Genomic DNA, 12,973 nt, shown 5'->3' with positions numbered 1-12,973 from the left:
GGGGACCGACCACAGGGTGGGCAAACCCTAGGTTAGTTACTAACCTTTGGTAAGTGATGAGTGCGGAGGTTGCCGCCCTGCGGCGCTACCAGAACATCGACGACGCCGGTTGCCGGGTCTTCCAGGACTCCCTCGAGCTGGTCGGCCGGCGGTGGACCGGGGCGATCCTGCTGGCCGGGATGCGTGGCGCACGCCGGTTCGGGGAGTACCGGGCCGCCGTGACCGGCATCTCCGACCGGCTCCTCGCCCAGCGACTCAAGGAACTCGAGTCCGACGGCCTGGTCGAGCGGACGGTGATTCCGTCCTCCCCGGTCCAGATCCGCTACGCCCCCAGCGCCGACGGCCAGGAGTTGATGTCGCTGCTCCAGCCGCTGATCGACTGGAGCCACCGGCGGCTACGCGCCCCGCAGGCCCGGGCGGACGCGGGAAAGGGTGCGAGCGACTGAAGCTCGACCGGGCGTTGCCGCCGGTAGCCCCGGCCGTGCGACGTCCGGGTCCGTCTGGGTGGTTCCGCCCTCGCCGTCGAAAGTGTCGGTAGTGGGAGGTACCGTCCGGCCACCAACTCAAGAAGGGGTACGGCGATGGCGAGCGTGGCGGGTCCGGGAACGACGCGGAGCGACCATCCTCCGCTGGACCGGGCCGTGCTCCAGGGCTTCTACCGCCGGATGCGCGCCGTGGCGCCGGCTGCCGTGGGTGCGATCGAGCGGGACCGTGCCGACGACCCCACCCGCTCCTTCGCTGACACCGCCTGCGGTCGGCTGGTCCGTTCGCTCGACGCCGACGGGCTCCGGGCGCTCGGCATGTGGGCACACCACTGGTGCATGCGCTTCTACGACGACGACACCCGGCCCGGCCTGCGTCTCGTCCGGAACATCGCCGGCCGCTCCGGGCTGGGCTGGACCGCCGACGAGGTGCGCTGGATGCTCCGTGAGTCCCAGGCGGCCGGGCCGGCGGCGGAGGACCGGTTCACGTTGCCGCTCGCCGCGTTCCGCGAGCTGCCTCCGGATGACCGTCCACCTGAATTGTTCCAGGGCCTGCCGAGCGAGGAGCCGCTCGCGTCCACCGGGTCGGTCCGGCCGTTCGGGGCGATCGTGCCGCGCCAGCTCCGGCGCGGCTGAGGCGAAGACGGCGCGGCGCGGCCGGCCGGAGCCGGCCGTCGTCCCGGGACGGGCGCTGGCCCAGCGCGGTGGCGCCGACTGCGAGGGCGAACCCGGCGAGCTGCAAGCCTGTGAACGACTGGTCGAGCACCACCCAGCCGAGCACTGCGGCGGTCAGCGGGCTGAGCGCGCCGAGCAGCGACACCTGGGTGACTGGCAAGCGGGCGGCTCCCCGGAACCACACCGCGTACGCGAGCGCGGTGCCGGCCAGCGTGAGCCACGCGTACCCGGCGAGGGCCGGCAGGTCGGGCGCCGGCGGCCAGCCCTCCGCGAGGAGGGCGAGCGGCACCACCATCAGCCCGCCGGCGGTGAGCTGCCAGCCGGTGACGGTAAGCGTGCCCACCCCGTCGGGGCGTCCCCAGCGGCGGGTCAGCACCAGGCCGGCCGCCATCGCGGCGGCGCCGGCGAGTCCGGCCGTGACGCCCACCGGGTCCAGGCCGGCGTCGGGGCGCAGCACCACCAGGGTCACGCCCAGCGGCGCGACGACGGCGGCGGCCAGGGCGCGGGGGCGCTCGCGGAGCACCAGCATGGTCAGTCCGGCGACCATCAGCGGCTGTACGGCGCCGAGTACCGCGGCGGTGCCGCCGGGCAGCCGGTACGCGGCGAGGAACAGCAGCGGGAAGAACGCGCCGATGTTGAGCGCCCCGAGCGCGGCGGAGCGCCACCACCAGCGGCCATGGGGGAGGCGTCGAGTCAGCGCGAGCAGCAGCAGCCCGGCCGGGAGAGCCCGCAGCGCGCCGGACCAGATCGGGTGGCCGGGCGGCAGTAGTTCACTGGTCACCAGGTAGGTCGTGCCCCAGGCGGTGGGGGCGGCAGCGGTCAGCAGCACGTCGGCCCAGCGGCGCTCCATGGCAACTCCTCACGACTAAGAAGCTTACTGCTAAGATACTTATAGCTAAGAGAGATCGGAAGTGCGGAGTGCGGCAGAATCCGGATGTGGCGAAGCGGGTGACCCGGGACGACGTGGACGGCATCGTCGAGCAGTGGCGGCGGGAGCGCCCCGGCATGCGTCCCGAGCCGATGGCCGTGTTCGGCCGGATCTACCGGCTGGCCCGGCTGGTCGGCGACGAGCAGGAGCGCGTCTACGCCCGCTGGGGGATCGGCCGGGGCGAGTTCGACGTGCTCGCCGCGCTGCGCCGCTCCGGTGAGCCGTACACCCTGGCACCGAAGGCGCTCACCGCGTCGCTGATGCTCACCTCCGGCGGCATGACCGGCCGGTTGGACCGGCTGGAGCGGGCCGGGTTGGTCCGCCGTTCACCCGACCCGACCGACCGGCGCGGCCTTCAGGTCACCCTCACCGAGAACGGCCGACGGGTGATCGAGGAGGCCGCCGAGGCCGGGCTGGCCGTCCAGCGCCGGGTGCTGGACACCCTGCCGCCGGAGGACCAGGAGCGCCTCGCCGACCTGCTCCGTACCCTGCTCGCCGGCGCCGCCGACGGCGGGCGCTGAGCCCGGCGCGGACCCCGACCCGCCTCCCGGCCGGTGGCGCGGGCTGGGGCAGGATGGGTGGCGGACTCGACGGAAGGACGACCGTGCCCGCCAGCGAACCGACCATCCTCGCCACCAGCATGGGCTTCTTCAGCCGCCGCCGCGGGCCGTACGACCTGCGGCCGGGGCCGATCTTCGAGCTCGCCGCGGAACTGGCCCAGGCCGGACCGGAACCGCGCATCTGCTACCTGGGGCAGGCGGTCGGCGACCAGCCCACCACGTTCACCGCGCTCTACGGTGCCTTCGCGGGCACCCGGTTCCGCATGTCGCACCTGGCGCTCTTCCCGATGCCGAACGTCGACGACATCCGCGCCCACCTGCTCGCCCAGGACGTCATCTGGGTCGGCGGCGGCAGCGTGGCCAACCTGCTCGCGGTCTGGCGGGTGCACGGCCTCGACGAGATCCTGCACGAGTGCTGGCAGGCCGGGGTGGTCCTGGGCGGGGTCTCCGCCGGCTCGATCTGCTGGCACAAGGGCGGTGCCACCGACAGCTTCGGGCCGCAGCTGCGGGCGTACACCGACGGGCTCGGCTGGCTGCCGTACGGCAACGGCGTGCACTACGACAGCGAGGAGCAGCGCCGCCCCCTGATCCACCGGCTGGTCGGCGACGGCACGCTGCCCGTCTCGCACTGCACCGACGACGGCGTCGGTCTCGTCTACCGGCGCGACAAGCTGGTCGAGGCGGTCGCGGACCGGGAGGGCGTCTCGGCGTACGAGGTGAGCCGGGCCGCGAACGGCACCGTATCGGAGACCGTCATCACCCCGCGCCTGCTCGAGGCCTGACCGACCGGGGCGTGGCAGTTCCGGCGTCCCCGTCCGGCAAGGACGACCCGGTCCGACGACCCGCCGCGCGAACACCGCACCGCGTTCCCGGGGGCGGAGGTCGTCGGCGTAAGCTGGCTCGTCGTGAGTCTCACCATCGGCATCGTCGGCCTGCCCAACGTCGGCAAGAGCACCCTGTTCAATGCGCTGACCAAGAACGACGTGCTCGCGGCGAACTACCCGTTCGCCACGATCGAGCCCAACGTCGGCGTTGTCGGGTTGCCCGACGAGCGGCTGCACAAGCTCGCCGAGATCTTCAGCTCGCAGAAGGTGCTGCCCGCGCCGGTGTCGTTCGTCGACATCGCCGGCCTGGTGCGCGGCGCCTCGAAGGGGCAGGGCCGAGGCAACGCGTTCCTCGCGAACATCCGGGACGCCTCGGCGATCTGCCAGGTGGTCCGCGCCTTCTCCGACCCGAACGTGGTGCACGTCGACGGCAAGGTGTCCCCAGCCGACGACATCGAGACGATCAACACCGAGCTGATCCTGGCCGACATCCAGACGCTGGAGAAGGCGGTGCCGCGGCTGGAGAAGGAGGCCAAGCTCCGCAAGGACCGCGCCGCCGCGCTGACCGCCGCGAAGAAGGCCGTCGAGCTGCTGGACACCGGCGTCACCCTGTACGCGGGCGCCAAGGACGCGGGCATCGAGCTGGAACACCTGCGGGAGCTGCACCTGCTCACCACGAAGCCGTTCCTCTACGTCTTCAACGTCGACGAGGCCGAGCTCGGCAACGGCGAGTTCCTCGACGAGCTGCGTGCGCTCGTCGCCCCGGCGGAGGCGATCTTCATGGACGCCAAGATCGAGTCGGAGCTGGTGGACCTGCCGGAGGACGAGGCCCGCGAGCTGCTCGAGTCGATCGGGCAGAACGAGCCGGGCCTGGACCAGCTGGTCCGGGTCGGGTTCCGCACGCTCGGGCTCCAGACGTACCTCACGGCCGGTCCCAAGGAGGCGCGGGCCTGGACCGTCCCGATCGGCGCGACCGCGCCGGAGGCCGCCGGTGTGATCCACTCCGACTTCCAGCGCGGCTTCATCAAGGCCGAGGTGGTCTCCTACGACGACCTGGTCGCGGCCGGGAGCATGGCCGCCGCCAAGGCGGCCGGCAAGGTCCGGATCGAGGGCAAGGAGTACGTCATGCAGGACGGCGACGTCGTGGAGTTCCGCTTCAACGTCTGAATCCGGCCGGTCTCCGCAGCAGCGATCCGAGCCAGGCGCACGGTGAGGCCGGCGGCCGGTCGCGGGGCCGGACGCGTGTCGGCGGCCGCCCGCGACCCGCGCTGAGATCCTGTCGAGCCGCCCCGGAAATGGGACGCCCCATATCCGGGGCAGCTCGACAGGGAGCGGCGTCCACACGTCCACCACCGGTGTCGGGGGAGTGACCTGCCGCCGGTGGGTGGGTCGTCTGCGACGATCTGCGAATGCACGACACAAGGCAGCGCCGGCTGGCCGCTCAGGCGGCCTCCGACCGAATCCTCTCCGGGGCCCGGCCGGCCACCATGCGGGACCACCTCGCCGCGCTGGCCGCCGGCGGGGACCTGGACGGCCAGCCCGACTTCTACGGCGACGGACCGGTCGCCACGGTGGAGGAGCGGGTCGCGGAACTCCTCGGCGCCGAGGCCGCCGTCTTCTTCCCCACGGGCACGATGGCGCAGCAGGTGGCACTGCGCTACGGCGCGGACCGCAGCGGGCGTCGCACGGCCGCCCTGCACCCGCTCGGGCACCAGGAGGTGCACGAGCGGCACGCCCTCGCCCACCTGGGTGGCCTGCGCAGCACGTGGCCGACGACCATGCCCCGCAACCCCACCGCTGACGAGATAAGCGCGCTGGCCGAACCGGTGAGCACCGTCGTCTTCGAACTCCCGCTGCGCGACGCGGGTTTCGTGCTCCCTAGCTGGGACGAACTCGTGGCCGCGTGCGCCGCGGCGCGTGCGATCGGGGCGCGCGTGCACTTCGACGGCGCACGGATCTGGGAGTCCACCCCGTACCTGGCGCACACCCTCAGCGAGATCGCCGGCCTCGCCGACAGCACCTACGTCTCGTTCTACAAGACGCTCGGCGGCATCAGCGGCGCGGTGCTCGCCGGCACCACGGAACTGGCCGCGTACGCGCGGGTCTGGCGGCACCGATACGGCGGTCAGCTGTTCCAGCAGTGGCCGGCTGCCCTCAGCGCCCTCGCCGGACTCGACAGGGTGCTGCCGCGCGTCCCCGAGTACGTCCGACACGCCCGGACGGTCGCCGCGGCCCTCGCCACGCTGCCGGGGGCGCGGGTGTATCCGGACCCGCCGCACACGCACCAGTTCCGGCTCTGGCTACCCCATCCGGCAAAGACGCTCAACGACGCGGCGCTGGCGCTCGCCGAGAAGGAAAAGGTGTGGTTCGTCGGCGGCTGGCAGGAGACCGAGGTGCCGGGCGTGTCGAGAGCCGAGGTCACCGTCGCCGGGCCCGGCCTCGAATGGAGCGCCGAAGACGTCGTCGAGATCGGCGAACGGTTCCTCCACGTCGCCGGCGCTCTGCGGGACTGACCGGTCGTCAGGCCGGCTGCCAGCGGAGCCAGCGCTGGTCGTGCTGGAAGCCGACCCGCTGGTAGAACCGCACCGCGCGCTCGCTGGAGTGCACGGTCACGTGCTCCAGGTCGAGCTTGCCCGCCTCGGCGAGCACGGCCTCCAGCAGTTCGGCGCCGATCCCGCTGTCGCGCAGCTCGGGTACCACGTACACCGACTGGACGTCGCCGCTGCGCCGGGCGCGGTCGGCGGGCGTCGGCACCCGGTCGGCGACCATCAGCCACGCCATCCCGACCACCGCGCCGTCGACCTCGGCGAGGAAGGGCAGGTGGCTCGACAGGTGATCGGCGACCCAGGTGGAGAAGAGCCGCAGGAACGCGTCACGGTCCGTGCCGGTGTAGCCGCGCTCCTCGGTCAGGCGCCGCCACCGGAGGCCGCCCAGGTCCAGCGCGTCGTCTGCCGTCGCCGCCCGTACGGTCACCTGCATCTGACACCCCTGTGCGCTCGCGCGGATCAGCTCGGCGCGGTGGAACCGCCCCGACAGCGGATCTTAGGTGCCGCCGCGGCGTGTGTCAGCCCTCGCCGAAGACCGCGAGCGCCACCTGGTAGCAGTCGAAGGCACGGGCCGCGCCGGCGTACGCGGCGAGGTGAATGAAGAGCTCGACGATCTCCTCCTTGCTGACACCGGAGTGCAGCGCGATCCGCAACTGCCCACGCAGCGGCTCATGCGTGCCGAGCGCGGCCGCGATGGCGACGGAGACGAGGGCCCGGCTCCGGAGGTCCAGTCCGGGGCGCGGCCACGACTCGCCGAACGTCTGCAGGGTGGCGAGGCGGCGGAAGTCCTGCCCGACCTCCGGCTCACCGGGAGCGAGCGGAAGGGTGAGCGGGGCACCCAGGAGCCGTTCCGCCGTGTCGAGCGCCCGCTGGTAGCTGTCCGGCTGGTCGGTCATCGTCATCTCTCCCGAAACCTGAGCTCCGGCGCGGCGCACAACCTGCCGCGCTCTTCGGTGTCCGCGCCGGGCCGGCGGAGCGGTCGGCTTTTCTTCCCGTTCCGTCGACGGTTATTCCGGCGTCGCCGCGCGGCGGGCGATGACCACGAGTTCGCCGTCGCCCGCACCGACCGGCTCGCGCCCCCAGCCACCGAAGACGTGCTCGACGTAGAACCCAGCCACCCGCAGCGAGTCGCGCAGGTCCCGTTCGGTGCGGAAGCGCAGTGTGGCCGAGCTGCGCAGTTCCTCGCCGTCGGGAAAGACGTAGTGGTGCTCGAAGCCGACGTCGCCTGCGGCGATCGCCGTCACCTCGGTCCACGCCTCGACCTTCCGGCCGTCCGGCAGGACGATCCGGCGCCGCGAGTCGACCGGGTTCCACCGCTCCCAGCGCCGGTCCGCCGGGTCACTTGAGTCGAAGACCAGCCGGCCACCGGGCACCAACGCCCGGCGCAGATCGGCGAGGGTGGCCGCCCACTGGGCGCGGGTGGCGAAGATCTGGGCCACGTGGCTGGTCATCACTGCCACGTCGTACGCGTCGGTCGGCAATTCGGCCGACGTGCCCTCGACCCAGGTGACCCGGTCGGCACCGGGTTTCCGCCGGGCTGCGGCGAGAGAGGCGTGCGCCGGGTCGACGCCGGTGACCGTGTGACCGGCCGCCGCCATCGCGATGGTCAGCCGTCCGGTGCCGCAGCCGAGGTCGAGCACCCGGGCAGCGGGCGTCTCGTCGACCACGGCGAGGAAGAAGTCGTCGTCGGGGCCCCAGGGGCATTCCGCGTCGTACACCTGCACCAGGCGAGGGTCTTCGAACTCCGCGTGCCTCACCGCGCCGACTCCCCGTTCGCCACGTCGCCGCCCCTCACTCGCCGCTTGTCGCCGCGTGGTTCACGATCAGGAGATGTAGTGCAGGATCACATTGTGAACGTGGTGGCTCTTCTGCGTGCCACGGAATTCCACCTCGTAGGTGTGCGTGCCGACGTGGATCGCGATCGCGCCCGTCGAGAAGAACGAGCCGCCCCAGGACTTGTTGCTGACCACGCTCACGCTGGTGATCTTCGAGTACGGGATGCTGGTGATCGCGTACCGCTTGCCGATGAACGAGCGGTCCTGGATGATCACCCGCCGGTCGGTGAGGCCGATGAATCCGGTGCCGGTGCCGACGGCGTCGTAGACGGCGATGATCTGCTCTCCGTCGAGCAACCCACTCTGGATCTGCTGGAACTGCTCCTTGCGGTCGTACGTCGCATTGGCCATGCGCCTCACGTTAGGAAGCGCGCGCCAACCTCCGAAGACTGCCGGTTTCCGGTGACGACGAGGTTTTCACGCCCCCAGCCAGTCCTCGATCGCGGCGATCGCCTGCGTGTTCGACTCGAAGCGGACCCCGTGGATGCCGACCGCGCGGGCGCCCTCGACCGCGGCCGGTACGTCGTCGAGGAAGAGCGTCCGCTTCGGCGGTACGCCGAGCCGCTCGCAGGCGAGCAGGTAGATACGGGGATCCGGCTTAGACATGCCCACCTCGTGCGAGTAGACGAGGCAGTCGGTGAGGTCGGCGAAGCCGTATCGCTCCTGCTCACGTTCCCGTGCGCCGACGAAGCTGTTGCTGATGATGCCCGTCCGGCAGCGGGAGCGCAGCGACCGGAGGTAGTCGATCAGTTCGGTGTTGGGTGTGCCGAGGTACTCCACCCAGACGTCGTTCAGGAAGGCGGCGACCTGCGCCGCGTCGGCGGTCAGCCGGTCGGCGAGGAGTCGGTGCACCTGGTCCAGCGTGATCGCACCGACTGCGCCATCCGCCCAGATGTCTCCGGCGCGCTCCGCCATCTCGCCCGGCCGCAGCCCGAACTTGGGCTCCCACCGGGCGATGGTGCCGATCGAGGGGGTGATCTCCAGGACGCCGCCGATGTCGAAGACGACCGCCCGTTGCGTCATGAGCGGGAAGCGTACGCCGGGCGGTCAGGATTCGGTGACCGTGCGGTAGGCGTCCTCGATCCGGGCGGCGAGCAGCACCTCGCCCTCGCTGAGCGGGACGTTTCCGTGCCCCACCCGGATCTGGGTGTGGTCCGCCCGGCGGCTGATCTCCGGCCGCAGGTGCAGCGCGTCCGCCACCACCTTCACCCGTTCCGTGAGGGCGGCGTGCTGGCTGTCGTCGATCACGAGGGTGCGCTGGATCTGCTCGCCCTCGCGGGTCCAGCCGGGGAGCAGGGTGAGTGCGTCGGAGAGGTAGTCCTGCTTCGCTCGGCCGTTGAACAGCGCACGCATCACCGCACCTCCCAGGCGCCGTTGCCGGCTTGTGGCCAAATCGTCGCCATCCCGTGTCTTGTCGGTGGCTTCTAGTCTTTCGCCCTGCCGTTCGTGTGTCCACGCCCACACTTCCGGGTCTTCCTGACTTAGCGGCCGGTTCCGGTACCCAAACCGCCGATTGATCTGGCACGCTGGACGGCCGTGCAGACCGAACGGGCGAGTGGCGGCGGGCAGGCCGCGCGGCGGGACCTCAAGGTGATCGTGGGCGCGGCAATCATCCGGGACGGGCGGGTGCTCGCGTGCGCCCGTTCCGCACCGCCGGAGGTGGCCGGCATGTGGGAGTTCCCGGGTGGCAAGGTCGAGCCGGGGGAGTCCGAGCCTGAGGCGCTGGCCCGGGAGTGCGTCGAGGAGCTGGCCGTACGCGTGGAGATCGGCGACCGAGTCGGCCGCGACGTCAAGATGGCCCACGGACGCTCGGTGCTCAAGGTGTACGCCGCGCGCCTGCTCGGTGACGCCGAGCCCCAGCCACTTGAGCACTCGGGGCTGCGCTGGCTCTCCGCTGCCGAGCTGGACTCGGTGACCTGGCTACCCGCCGATGCTCCCATCGTGGCCGCCCTACGTCCCATTCTCGCCGCCGGCTGACCTGTCGCCGTCCCGCCGGCCGGGCCTGCGGGACCGGTCCTCCGGTAACCGTCGTGACCGGCCCGAACGGGCCGTTCTGATGACGAAGCGCACATCTGGGCAGAATAGAAGCGGGGGCCGGCGGCAAGTGCCGCGGCCCCCGTCATCGTTGTCGTCGACGTGCTCAGTGCTTGTCCTGCTCCGGGTGGGCGAAGTTGAGGTGCTCCGGAGGGAGCGGGAAGCTCACGTCGTCGCCGAAGGGCGACGGCGCGGCTGCCCGATCGAAGGTGAGCTCCGTGAGCGGCAGCTTGCCCCGCTCGTCCACCGCCGGCGCGGTCGGGTGGGGCACCTCGCGGTGCCAGTTCACCCCGCTCTGCGCCTGGGCCTCGGCCCGCGAGTCGTGCGAGCCACCGGCGTGCGAGTGAAAGCCCGCGCTGGTGCTGGGCGTCGCCGGGCCGGCCGCGCGCGCGCTGGTCACGCTGTTCTGGGGCGTCTCACCCCGACGGAAGATCTTGCTACCAAGCCTCACAAGGGGATCGTACCTGCGGTCGACCGCGCGTTCCTTCATGGGGATGATCCCGTTGTCAGTGATCTTGATGTGCTCGGGGCAGACCTCGGTGCAGCACTTGGTGATGTTGCAGTACCCCAGGCCCATCTCCGCCTGCGCGTACTCCTTGCGGTCGGTCCGGGTGTCGAGCGGATGCATGTCCAGTTCCGCGGCGCGGATGAAGAAGCGCGGCCCGGAGAAGGCCGGCTTGTTCTCCTCGTGATCGCGGATCACATGGCACACGTTCTGGCAGAGGAAGCACTCGATGCACTTGCGGAACTCCTGCGAGCGCTCCACGTCGACCTGCTGCATCCGGTAGTCGCCGGGCGCCACGTCCGCCGGCGGCGCGAACGCGGGGGTCTCCCGAGCCTTCTCGTAGTTGAACGAGACATCGGTGACCAGGTCCCGGATCACCGGGAAGGTGCGCAGCGGGGTGACCGTGACGGTCTCGGACTCCTCGAACGTCGACATCCGGGTCATGCAGCCCAGCCGCGGCTTGCCGTTGATCTCCATGGAGCAGGAGCCGCACTTGCCGGCCTTGCAGTTCCACCGGCACGCCAGGTCCGGCGCCTCGGTGGCCTGGAGCCGGTGAATGATGTCGAGGACGACCTCGCCCTCGTTGACCTCGACCGTGTAGTCCTTCAGGTCGCCACCGGTCTCGTCGCCCCGCCAGATGCGGAACTGCCGCTTGCTTCCCATCAGTTGTTCGCCTCCTCGGTGAGGGCGTCGAACTCGGCGAGTTCCTCGTCGGTCAGGTACTTGGCCAGCTCGGCCCGGTCGAACAGCCCGATCAGCTCCGGCCGCATCTTCGGCAGCGGCTTGTGGGTCAGCCGGACGGCGTCCCCGTCCAACGAGCAGACCAGGTTGAGCCGCCGCCACTTCGGGTCCATCGACGGGTAGTCCTCCCGGGTGTGCCCGCCGCGCGACTCCTGTCGCTCCAGCGCCGCCTTCGCGGTGCACTCCGAGACCACGAGCATGTTGCGCAGGTCGAGCGCCAGGTGCCAGCCGGGGTTGTAGCGCCGCCCGCCGGCCGCGCTCACCTTCGCCACCCGCTCGCGCAGCTCGGCGAGGCGGACCAGGGCGTCGGCCAACTCCCCCTCGCGCCGGATGATGCCGACCAGGTCCCCCATCACCGCCTGGAGGTCCTGCTGGAGGGTGTACGGGCTCTCGCCCGTGTCCCGCTGCAACGGCGCCAGCGCCGTCTCCACCGCGGCCTCGACCGCCTGTACCGCCACCTTCGGCCGCTCGACCAGACCGTCGGCGTACGAGGCGGCGTGACCGCCCGCCCGCTTGCCGAAGACGAGCAGGTCGGACAGCGAGTTGCCGCCGAGCCGGTTGGAGCCGTGCATCCCGCCGGAGACCTCGCCGGCGGCGAAGAGGCCGCGTACGTGGCCGACCGCCGCCCCGCTGTCGGGCTCCACCTCGACGCCGCCCATCACGTAGTGGCAGGTCGGGCCGACCTCCATCGGCTCCTTGGTGATGTCGACGTCGGCCAGCTCCTTGAACTGGTGGTACATCGACGGCAGCCGGCGGCGGATCTCGTCGGCCGACTTGCGGCTCGCGATGTCGAGGTAGACCCCGCCGGCCGGCGTACCCCGGCCGGCCTTGACCTCGCTGTTGATGGCCCGCGCCACCTCGTCACGAGGGAGCAGCTCCGGCGGGCGGCGGTTGTTGTCCGGGTCGGTGTACCAGCGGTCCGCCTCCTCCTCGGTCTCCGCGTACTGCTTGCGGAAGACGTCGGGCACGTAGTCGAACATGAACCGCTTGCCGTCGGAGTTCCGCAGCACGCCGCCGTCGCCGCGGACCGACTCGGTGACCAGGATGCCCTTGACCGACGGCGGCCAGACCATTCCGGTCGGGTGGAACTGGAGGAACTCCATGTTGATCAGGTTCGCCCCGGCACGCAGCGCGAGCGCGTGACCGTCCCCGGTGTACTCCCAGGAGTTCGAGGTGACCTTGTAGGACCGGCCGACGCCACCGGTGGCCAGCACCACGGCGGGGGCCTCGAAGAGGATGAACTCGCCGGACTCCCGGTAGTAACCGAACGCCCCGGCCACCCGGTCGCCGTCGAGCAGCAGCTCGGTGATGGTGGTCTCGGCGAAGACCCGGATCCGGGCGTCGTACGAGCCGAACTCGCGCTTGTCCTCCTGCTGCAGCGAGACGATCTTCTGCTGGAGGGTGCGGATCAGCTCCAGGCCGGTGCGGTCGCCGACATGCGCCAGTCTCGGGTACTCGTGGCCGCCGAAGTTCCGCTGCGAGATCTTGCCGTTCTTGGTGCGGTCGAAGAGCGCACCGTACGTCTCCAGCTCCCAGATCCGCTGCGGCGACTCCTTCGCGTGCAGCTCGGCCATCCGGAAATTGTTCAGGAACTTGCCGCCGCGCATGGTGTCGCGGAAGTGCACCTGCCAGCTGTCGCGTGGGTTCACGTTGCCCATGGCGGCCGCGGCGCCGCCCTCGGCCATCACCGTGTGCGCCTTGCCGAAGAGCGACTTCGAGATGATCGCGGTCTTCTTGCCGGCCAGCCGGGCCTCGATCGCCGCGCGCAGGCCGGCGCCGCCGGCGCCGATCACGACGACGTCGTAGTGGTGTCGTTCGATGCGAGTGGTAGTCGTCATGTCCA

Annotated in this window: 15 protein-coding genes and 1 pseudogene; 7 read left to right on the top strand and 9 right to left on the bottom strand. The window is 71.3% G+C overall.

The genetic code is table 11. The annotated features are described in order from the left end of the window. The first annotated feature begins 56 nt into the window (after nucleotides 1–56). Together BXA10_RS00345 and BXA10_RS30275 are read left to right on the top strand one after the other, a co-directional pair. A complete protein-coding gene (locus BXA10_RS00345; protein ID WP_076466538.1) occupies nucleotides 57–446 on the top strand; it encodes a winged helix-turn-helix transcriptional regulator in 390 nt (129 codons plus the stop codon). Between the two features lie 135 nt (nucleotides 447–581). Then, a complete protein-coding gene (locus BXA10_RS30275) occupies nucleotides 582–1,118 on the top strand; it encodes a hypothetical protein (protein ID WP_245828076.1) in 537 nt (178 codons plus the stop codon). Nucleotides 1,119–1,239: 121 nt separating this feature from the next. On the opposite strand, the pseudogene BXA10_RS00340 reads toward BXA10_RS30275, so the two are convergent. Further along, nucleotides 1,240–2,007: pseudogene (locus BXA10_RS00340) on the bottom strand (EamA family transporter); the annotation flags it as partial. An 86-nt stretch (nucleotides 2,008–2,093) separates the two neighbouring features. Here BXA10_RS00340 and BXA10_RS00335 point away from each other — a divergent pair. The 4 genes from BXA10_RS00335 to BXA10_RS00320 all read left to right on the top strand — a co-directional run bounded on the left by BXA10_RS00335 (nucleotide 2,094) and on the right by BXA10_RS00320 (nucleotide 5,982). Then, on the top strand, nucleotides 2,094–2,606 hold the full coding sequence (locus BXA10_RS00335; protein WP_245828074.1) for a MarR family winged helix-turn-helix transcriptional regulator: 513 nt from the start codon (nucleotides 2,094–2,096) through the stop codon (nucleotides 2,604–2,606). A 53-nt stretch (nucleotides 2,607–2,659) separates the two neighbouring features. Next, nucleotides 2,660–3,427 (top strand): Type 1 glutamine amidotransferase-like domain-containing protein, encoded by a 768-nt coding sequence (locus tag BXA10_RS00330; RefSeq protein WP_175649071.1) that lies wholly within the window; start codon nucleotides 2,660–2,662, stop codon nucleotides 3,425–3,427. A gap of 123 nt (nucleotides 3,428–3,550) precedes the next feature. Beyond that, the gene (gene ychF / locus BXA10_RS00325) at nucleotides 3,551–4,636 is read left to right on the top strand and encodes a redox-regulated ATPase YchF (RefSeq protein WP_076466536.1); all 1,086 of its coding nucleotides are present in this window, start codon (nucleotides 3,551–3,553) and stop codon (nucleotides 4,634–4,636) included. A 242-nt stretch (nucleotides 4,637–4,878) separates the two neighbouring features. Next, the gene (locus BXA10_RS00320; protein ID WP_076466535.1) at nucleotides 4,879–5,982 is read left to right on the top strand and encodes a threonine aldolase family protein; all 1,104 of its coding nucleotides are present in this window, start codon (nucleotides 4,879–4,881) and stop codon (nucleotides 5,980–5,982) included. A 7-nt stretch (nucleotides 5,983–5,989) separates the two neighbouring features. Here BXA10_RS00320 and BXA10_RS00315 read toward each other — a convergent pair whose 3' ends face one another. The 6 genes from BXA10_RS00315 to BXA10_RS00290 all read right to left on the bottom strand — a co-directional run bounded on the left by BXA10_RS00315 (nucleotide 5,990) and on the right by BXA10_RS00290 (nucleotide 9,203). Further along, nucleotides 5,990–6,448: a GNAT family N-acetyltransferase gene (locus BXA10_RS00315; protein WP_076466534.1), complete on the bottom strand. Its 459-nt coding sequence runs from the start codon at nucleotides 6,446–6,448 to the stop codon at nucleotides 5,990–5,992. An 85-nt stretch (nucleotides 6,449–6,533) separates the two neighbouring features. Next, entirely contained in the window at nucleotides 6,534–6,917 is a 384-nt protein-coding gene (locus BXA10_RS00310) for a carboxymuconolactone decarboxylase family protein (RefSeq protein ID WP_245828072.1), read from the bottom strand. Between the two features lie 105 nt (nucleotides 6,918–7,022). Beyond that, nucleotides 7,023–7,772, bottom strand: a complete 750-nt coding sequence (locus BXA10_RS00305; RefSeq protein ID WP_076466533.1) for a class I SAM-dependent methyltransferase — start codon at nucleotides 7,770–7,772, stop codon at nucleotides 7,023–7,025. A 66-nt stretch (nucleotides 7,773–7,838) separates the two neighbouring features. Next, nucleotides 7,839–8,201 (bottom strand): PH domain-containing protein, encoded by a 363-nt coding sequence (locus BXA10_RS00300; protein WP_076466532.1) that lies wholly within the window; start codon nucleotides 8,199–8,201, stop codon nucleotides 7,839–7,841. A 66-nt stretch (nucleotides 8,202–8,267) separates the two neighbouring features. Further along, nucleotides 8,268–8,873 (bottom strand): HAD family hydrolase, encoded by a 606-nt coding sequence (locus BXA10_RS00295; protein ID WP_076466531.1) that lies wholly within the window; start codon nucleotides 8,871–8,873, stop codon nucleotides 8,268–8,270. A gap of 24 nt (nucleotides 8,874–8,897) precedes the next feature. Beyond that, a complete protein-coding gene (locus BXA10_RS00290) occupies nucleotides 8,898–9,203 on the bottom strand; it encodes a 4a-hydroxytetrahydrobiopterin dehydratase (protein ID WP_076466530.1) in 306 nt (101 codons plus the stop codon). 183 nt (nucleotides 9,204–9,386) lie between these two features. Here BXA10_RS00290 and BXA10_RS00285 point away from each other — a divergent pair, with 183 nt between their 5' ends. Beyond that, nucleotides 9,387–9,827: a (deoxy)nucleoside triphosphate pyrophosphohydrolase gene (locus tag BXA10_RS00285; RefSeq protein WP_076466529.1), complete on the top strand. Its 441-nt coding sequence runs from the start codon at nucleotides 9,387–9,389 to the stop codon at nucleotides 9,825–9,827. 163 nt (nucleotides 9,828–9,990) lie between these two features. Here BXA10_RS00285 and BXA10_RS00280 read toward each other — a convergent pair whose 3' ends face one another. Both BXA10_RS00280 and BXA10_RS00275 read right to left on the bottom strand, forming a co-directional pair. Beyond that, nucleotides 9,991–11,052 (bottom strand): succinate dehydrogenase/fumarate reductase iron-sulfur subunit, encoded by a 1,062-nt coding sequence (locus tag BXA10_RS00280; RefSeq protein WP_076466528.1) that lies wholly within the window; start codon nucleotides 11,050–11,052, stop codon nucleotides 9,991–9,993. After that, nucleotides 11,052–12,968: a fumarate reductase/succinate dehydrogenase flavoprotein subunit gene (locus BXA10_RS00275; protein ID WP_076466527.1), complete on the bottom strand. Its 1,917-nt coding sequence runs from the start codon at nucleotides 12,966–12,968 to the stop codon at nucleotides 11,052–11,054. The genes BXA10_RS00280 and BXA10_RS00275 overlap by 1 nt, the downstream gene beginning before the upstream one ends. Nucleotides 12,969–12,973 lie beyond the last annotated feature (5 nt).

Source organism: Micromonospora avicenniae, from assembly GCF_900156065.1.
GTDB lineage: Bacteria > Actinomycetota > Actinomycetes > Mycobacteriales > Micromonosporaceae > Micromonospora > Micromonospora avicenniae.
Note: the sequence above shows the minus strand (reverse complement) of the source record. Positions and strands in the feature narration are given on the sequence as shown.

Coding starts and splice junctions, on each gene's coding strand:
- BXA10_RS00280 (WP_076466528.1), bottom strand. CDS start 11,052: ATGGGAAGCAAGCGGCAGTTCCGCATCTGGCGGGGCGACGAGACCGGT.
- BXA10_RS00345 (WP_076466538.1), top strand. CDS start 57: ATGAGTGCGGAGGTTGCCGCCCTGCGGCGCTACCAGAACATCGACGAC.
- BXA10_RS00315 (WP_076466534.1), bottom strand. CDS start 6,448: ATGCAGGTGACCGTACGGGCGGCGACGGCAGACGACGCGCTGGACCTG.
- BXA10_RS00320 (WP_076466535.1), top strand. CDS start 4,879: ATGCACGACACAAGGCAGCGCCGGCTGGCCGCTCAGGCGGCCTCCGAC.
- BXA10_RS00300 (WP_076466532.1), bottom strand. CDS start 8,201: ATGGCCAATGCGACGTACGACCGCAAGGAGCAGTTCCAGCAGATCCAG.
- BXA10_RS00330 (WP_175649071.1), top strand. CDS start 2,660: ATGGGTGGCGGACTCGACGGAAGGACGACCGTGCCCGCCAGCGAACCG.
- BXA10_RS00310 (WP_245828072.1), bottom strand. CDS start 6,917: ATGACGATGACCGACCAGCCGGACAGCTACCAGCGGGCGCTCGACACG.
- BXA10_RS30275 (WP_245828076.1), top strand. CDS start 582: ATGGCGAGCGTGGCGGGTCCGGGAACGACGCGGAGCGACCATCCTCCG.
- BXA10_RS00290 (WP_076466530.1), bottom strand. CDS start 9,203: ATGCGTGCGCTGTTCAACGGCCGAGCGAAGCAGGACTACCTCTCCGAC.
- BXA10_RS00295 (WP_076466531.1), bottom strand. CDS start 8,873: ATGACGCAACGGGCGGTCGTCTTCGACATCGGCGGCGTCCTGGAGATC.
- BXA10_RS00275 (WP_076466527.1), bottom strand. CDS start 12,968: ATGACGACTACCACTCGCATCGAACGACACCACTACGACGTCGTCGTG.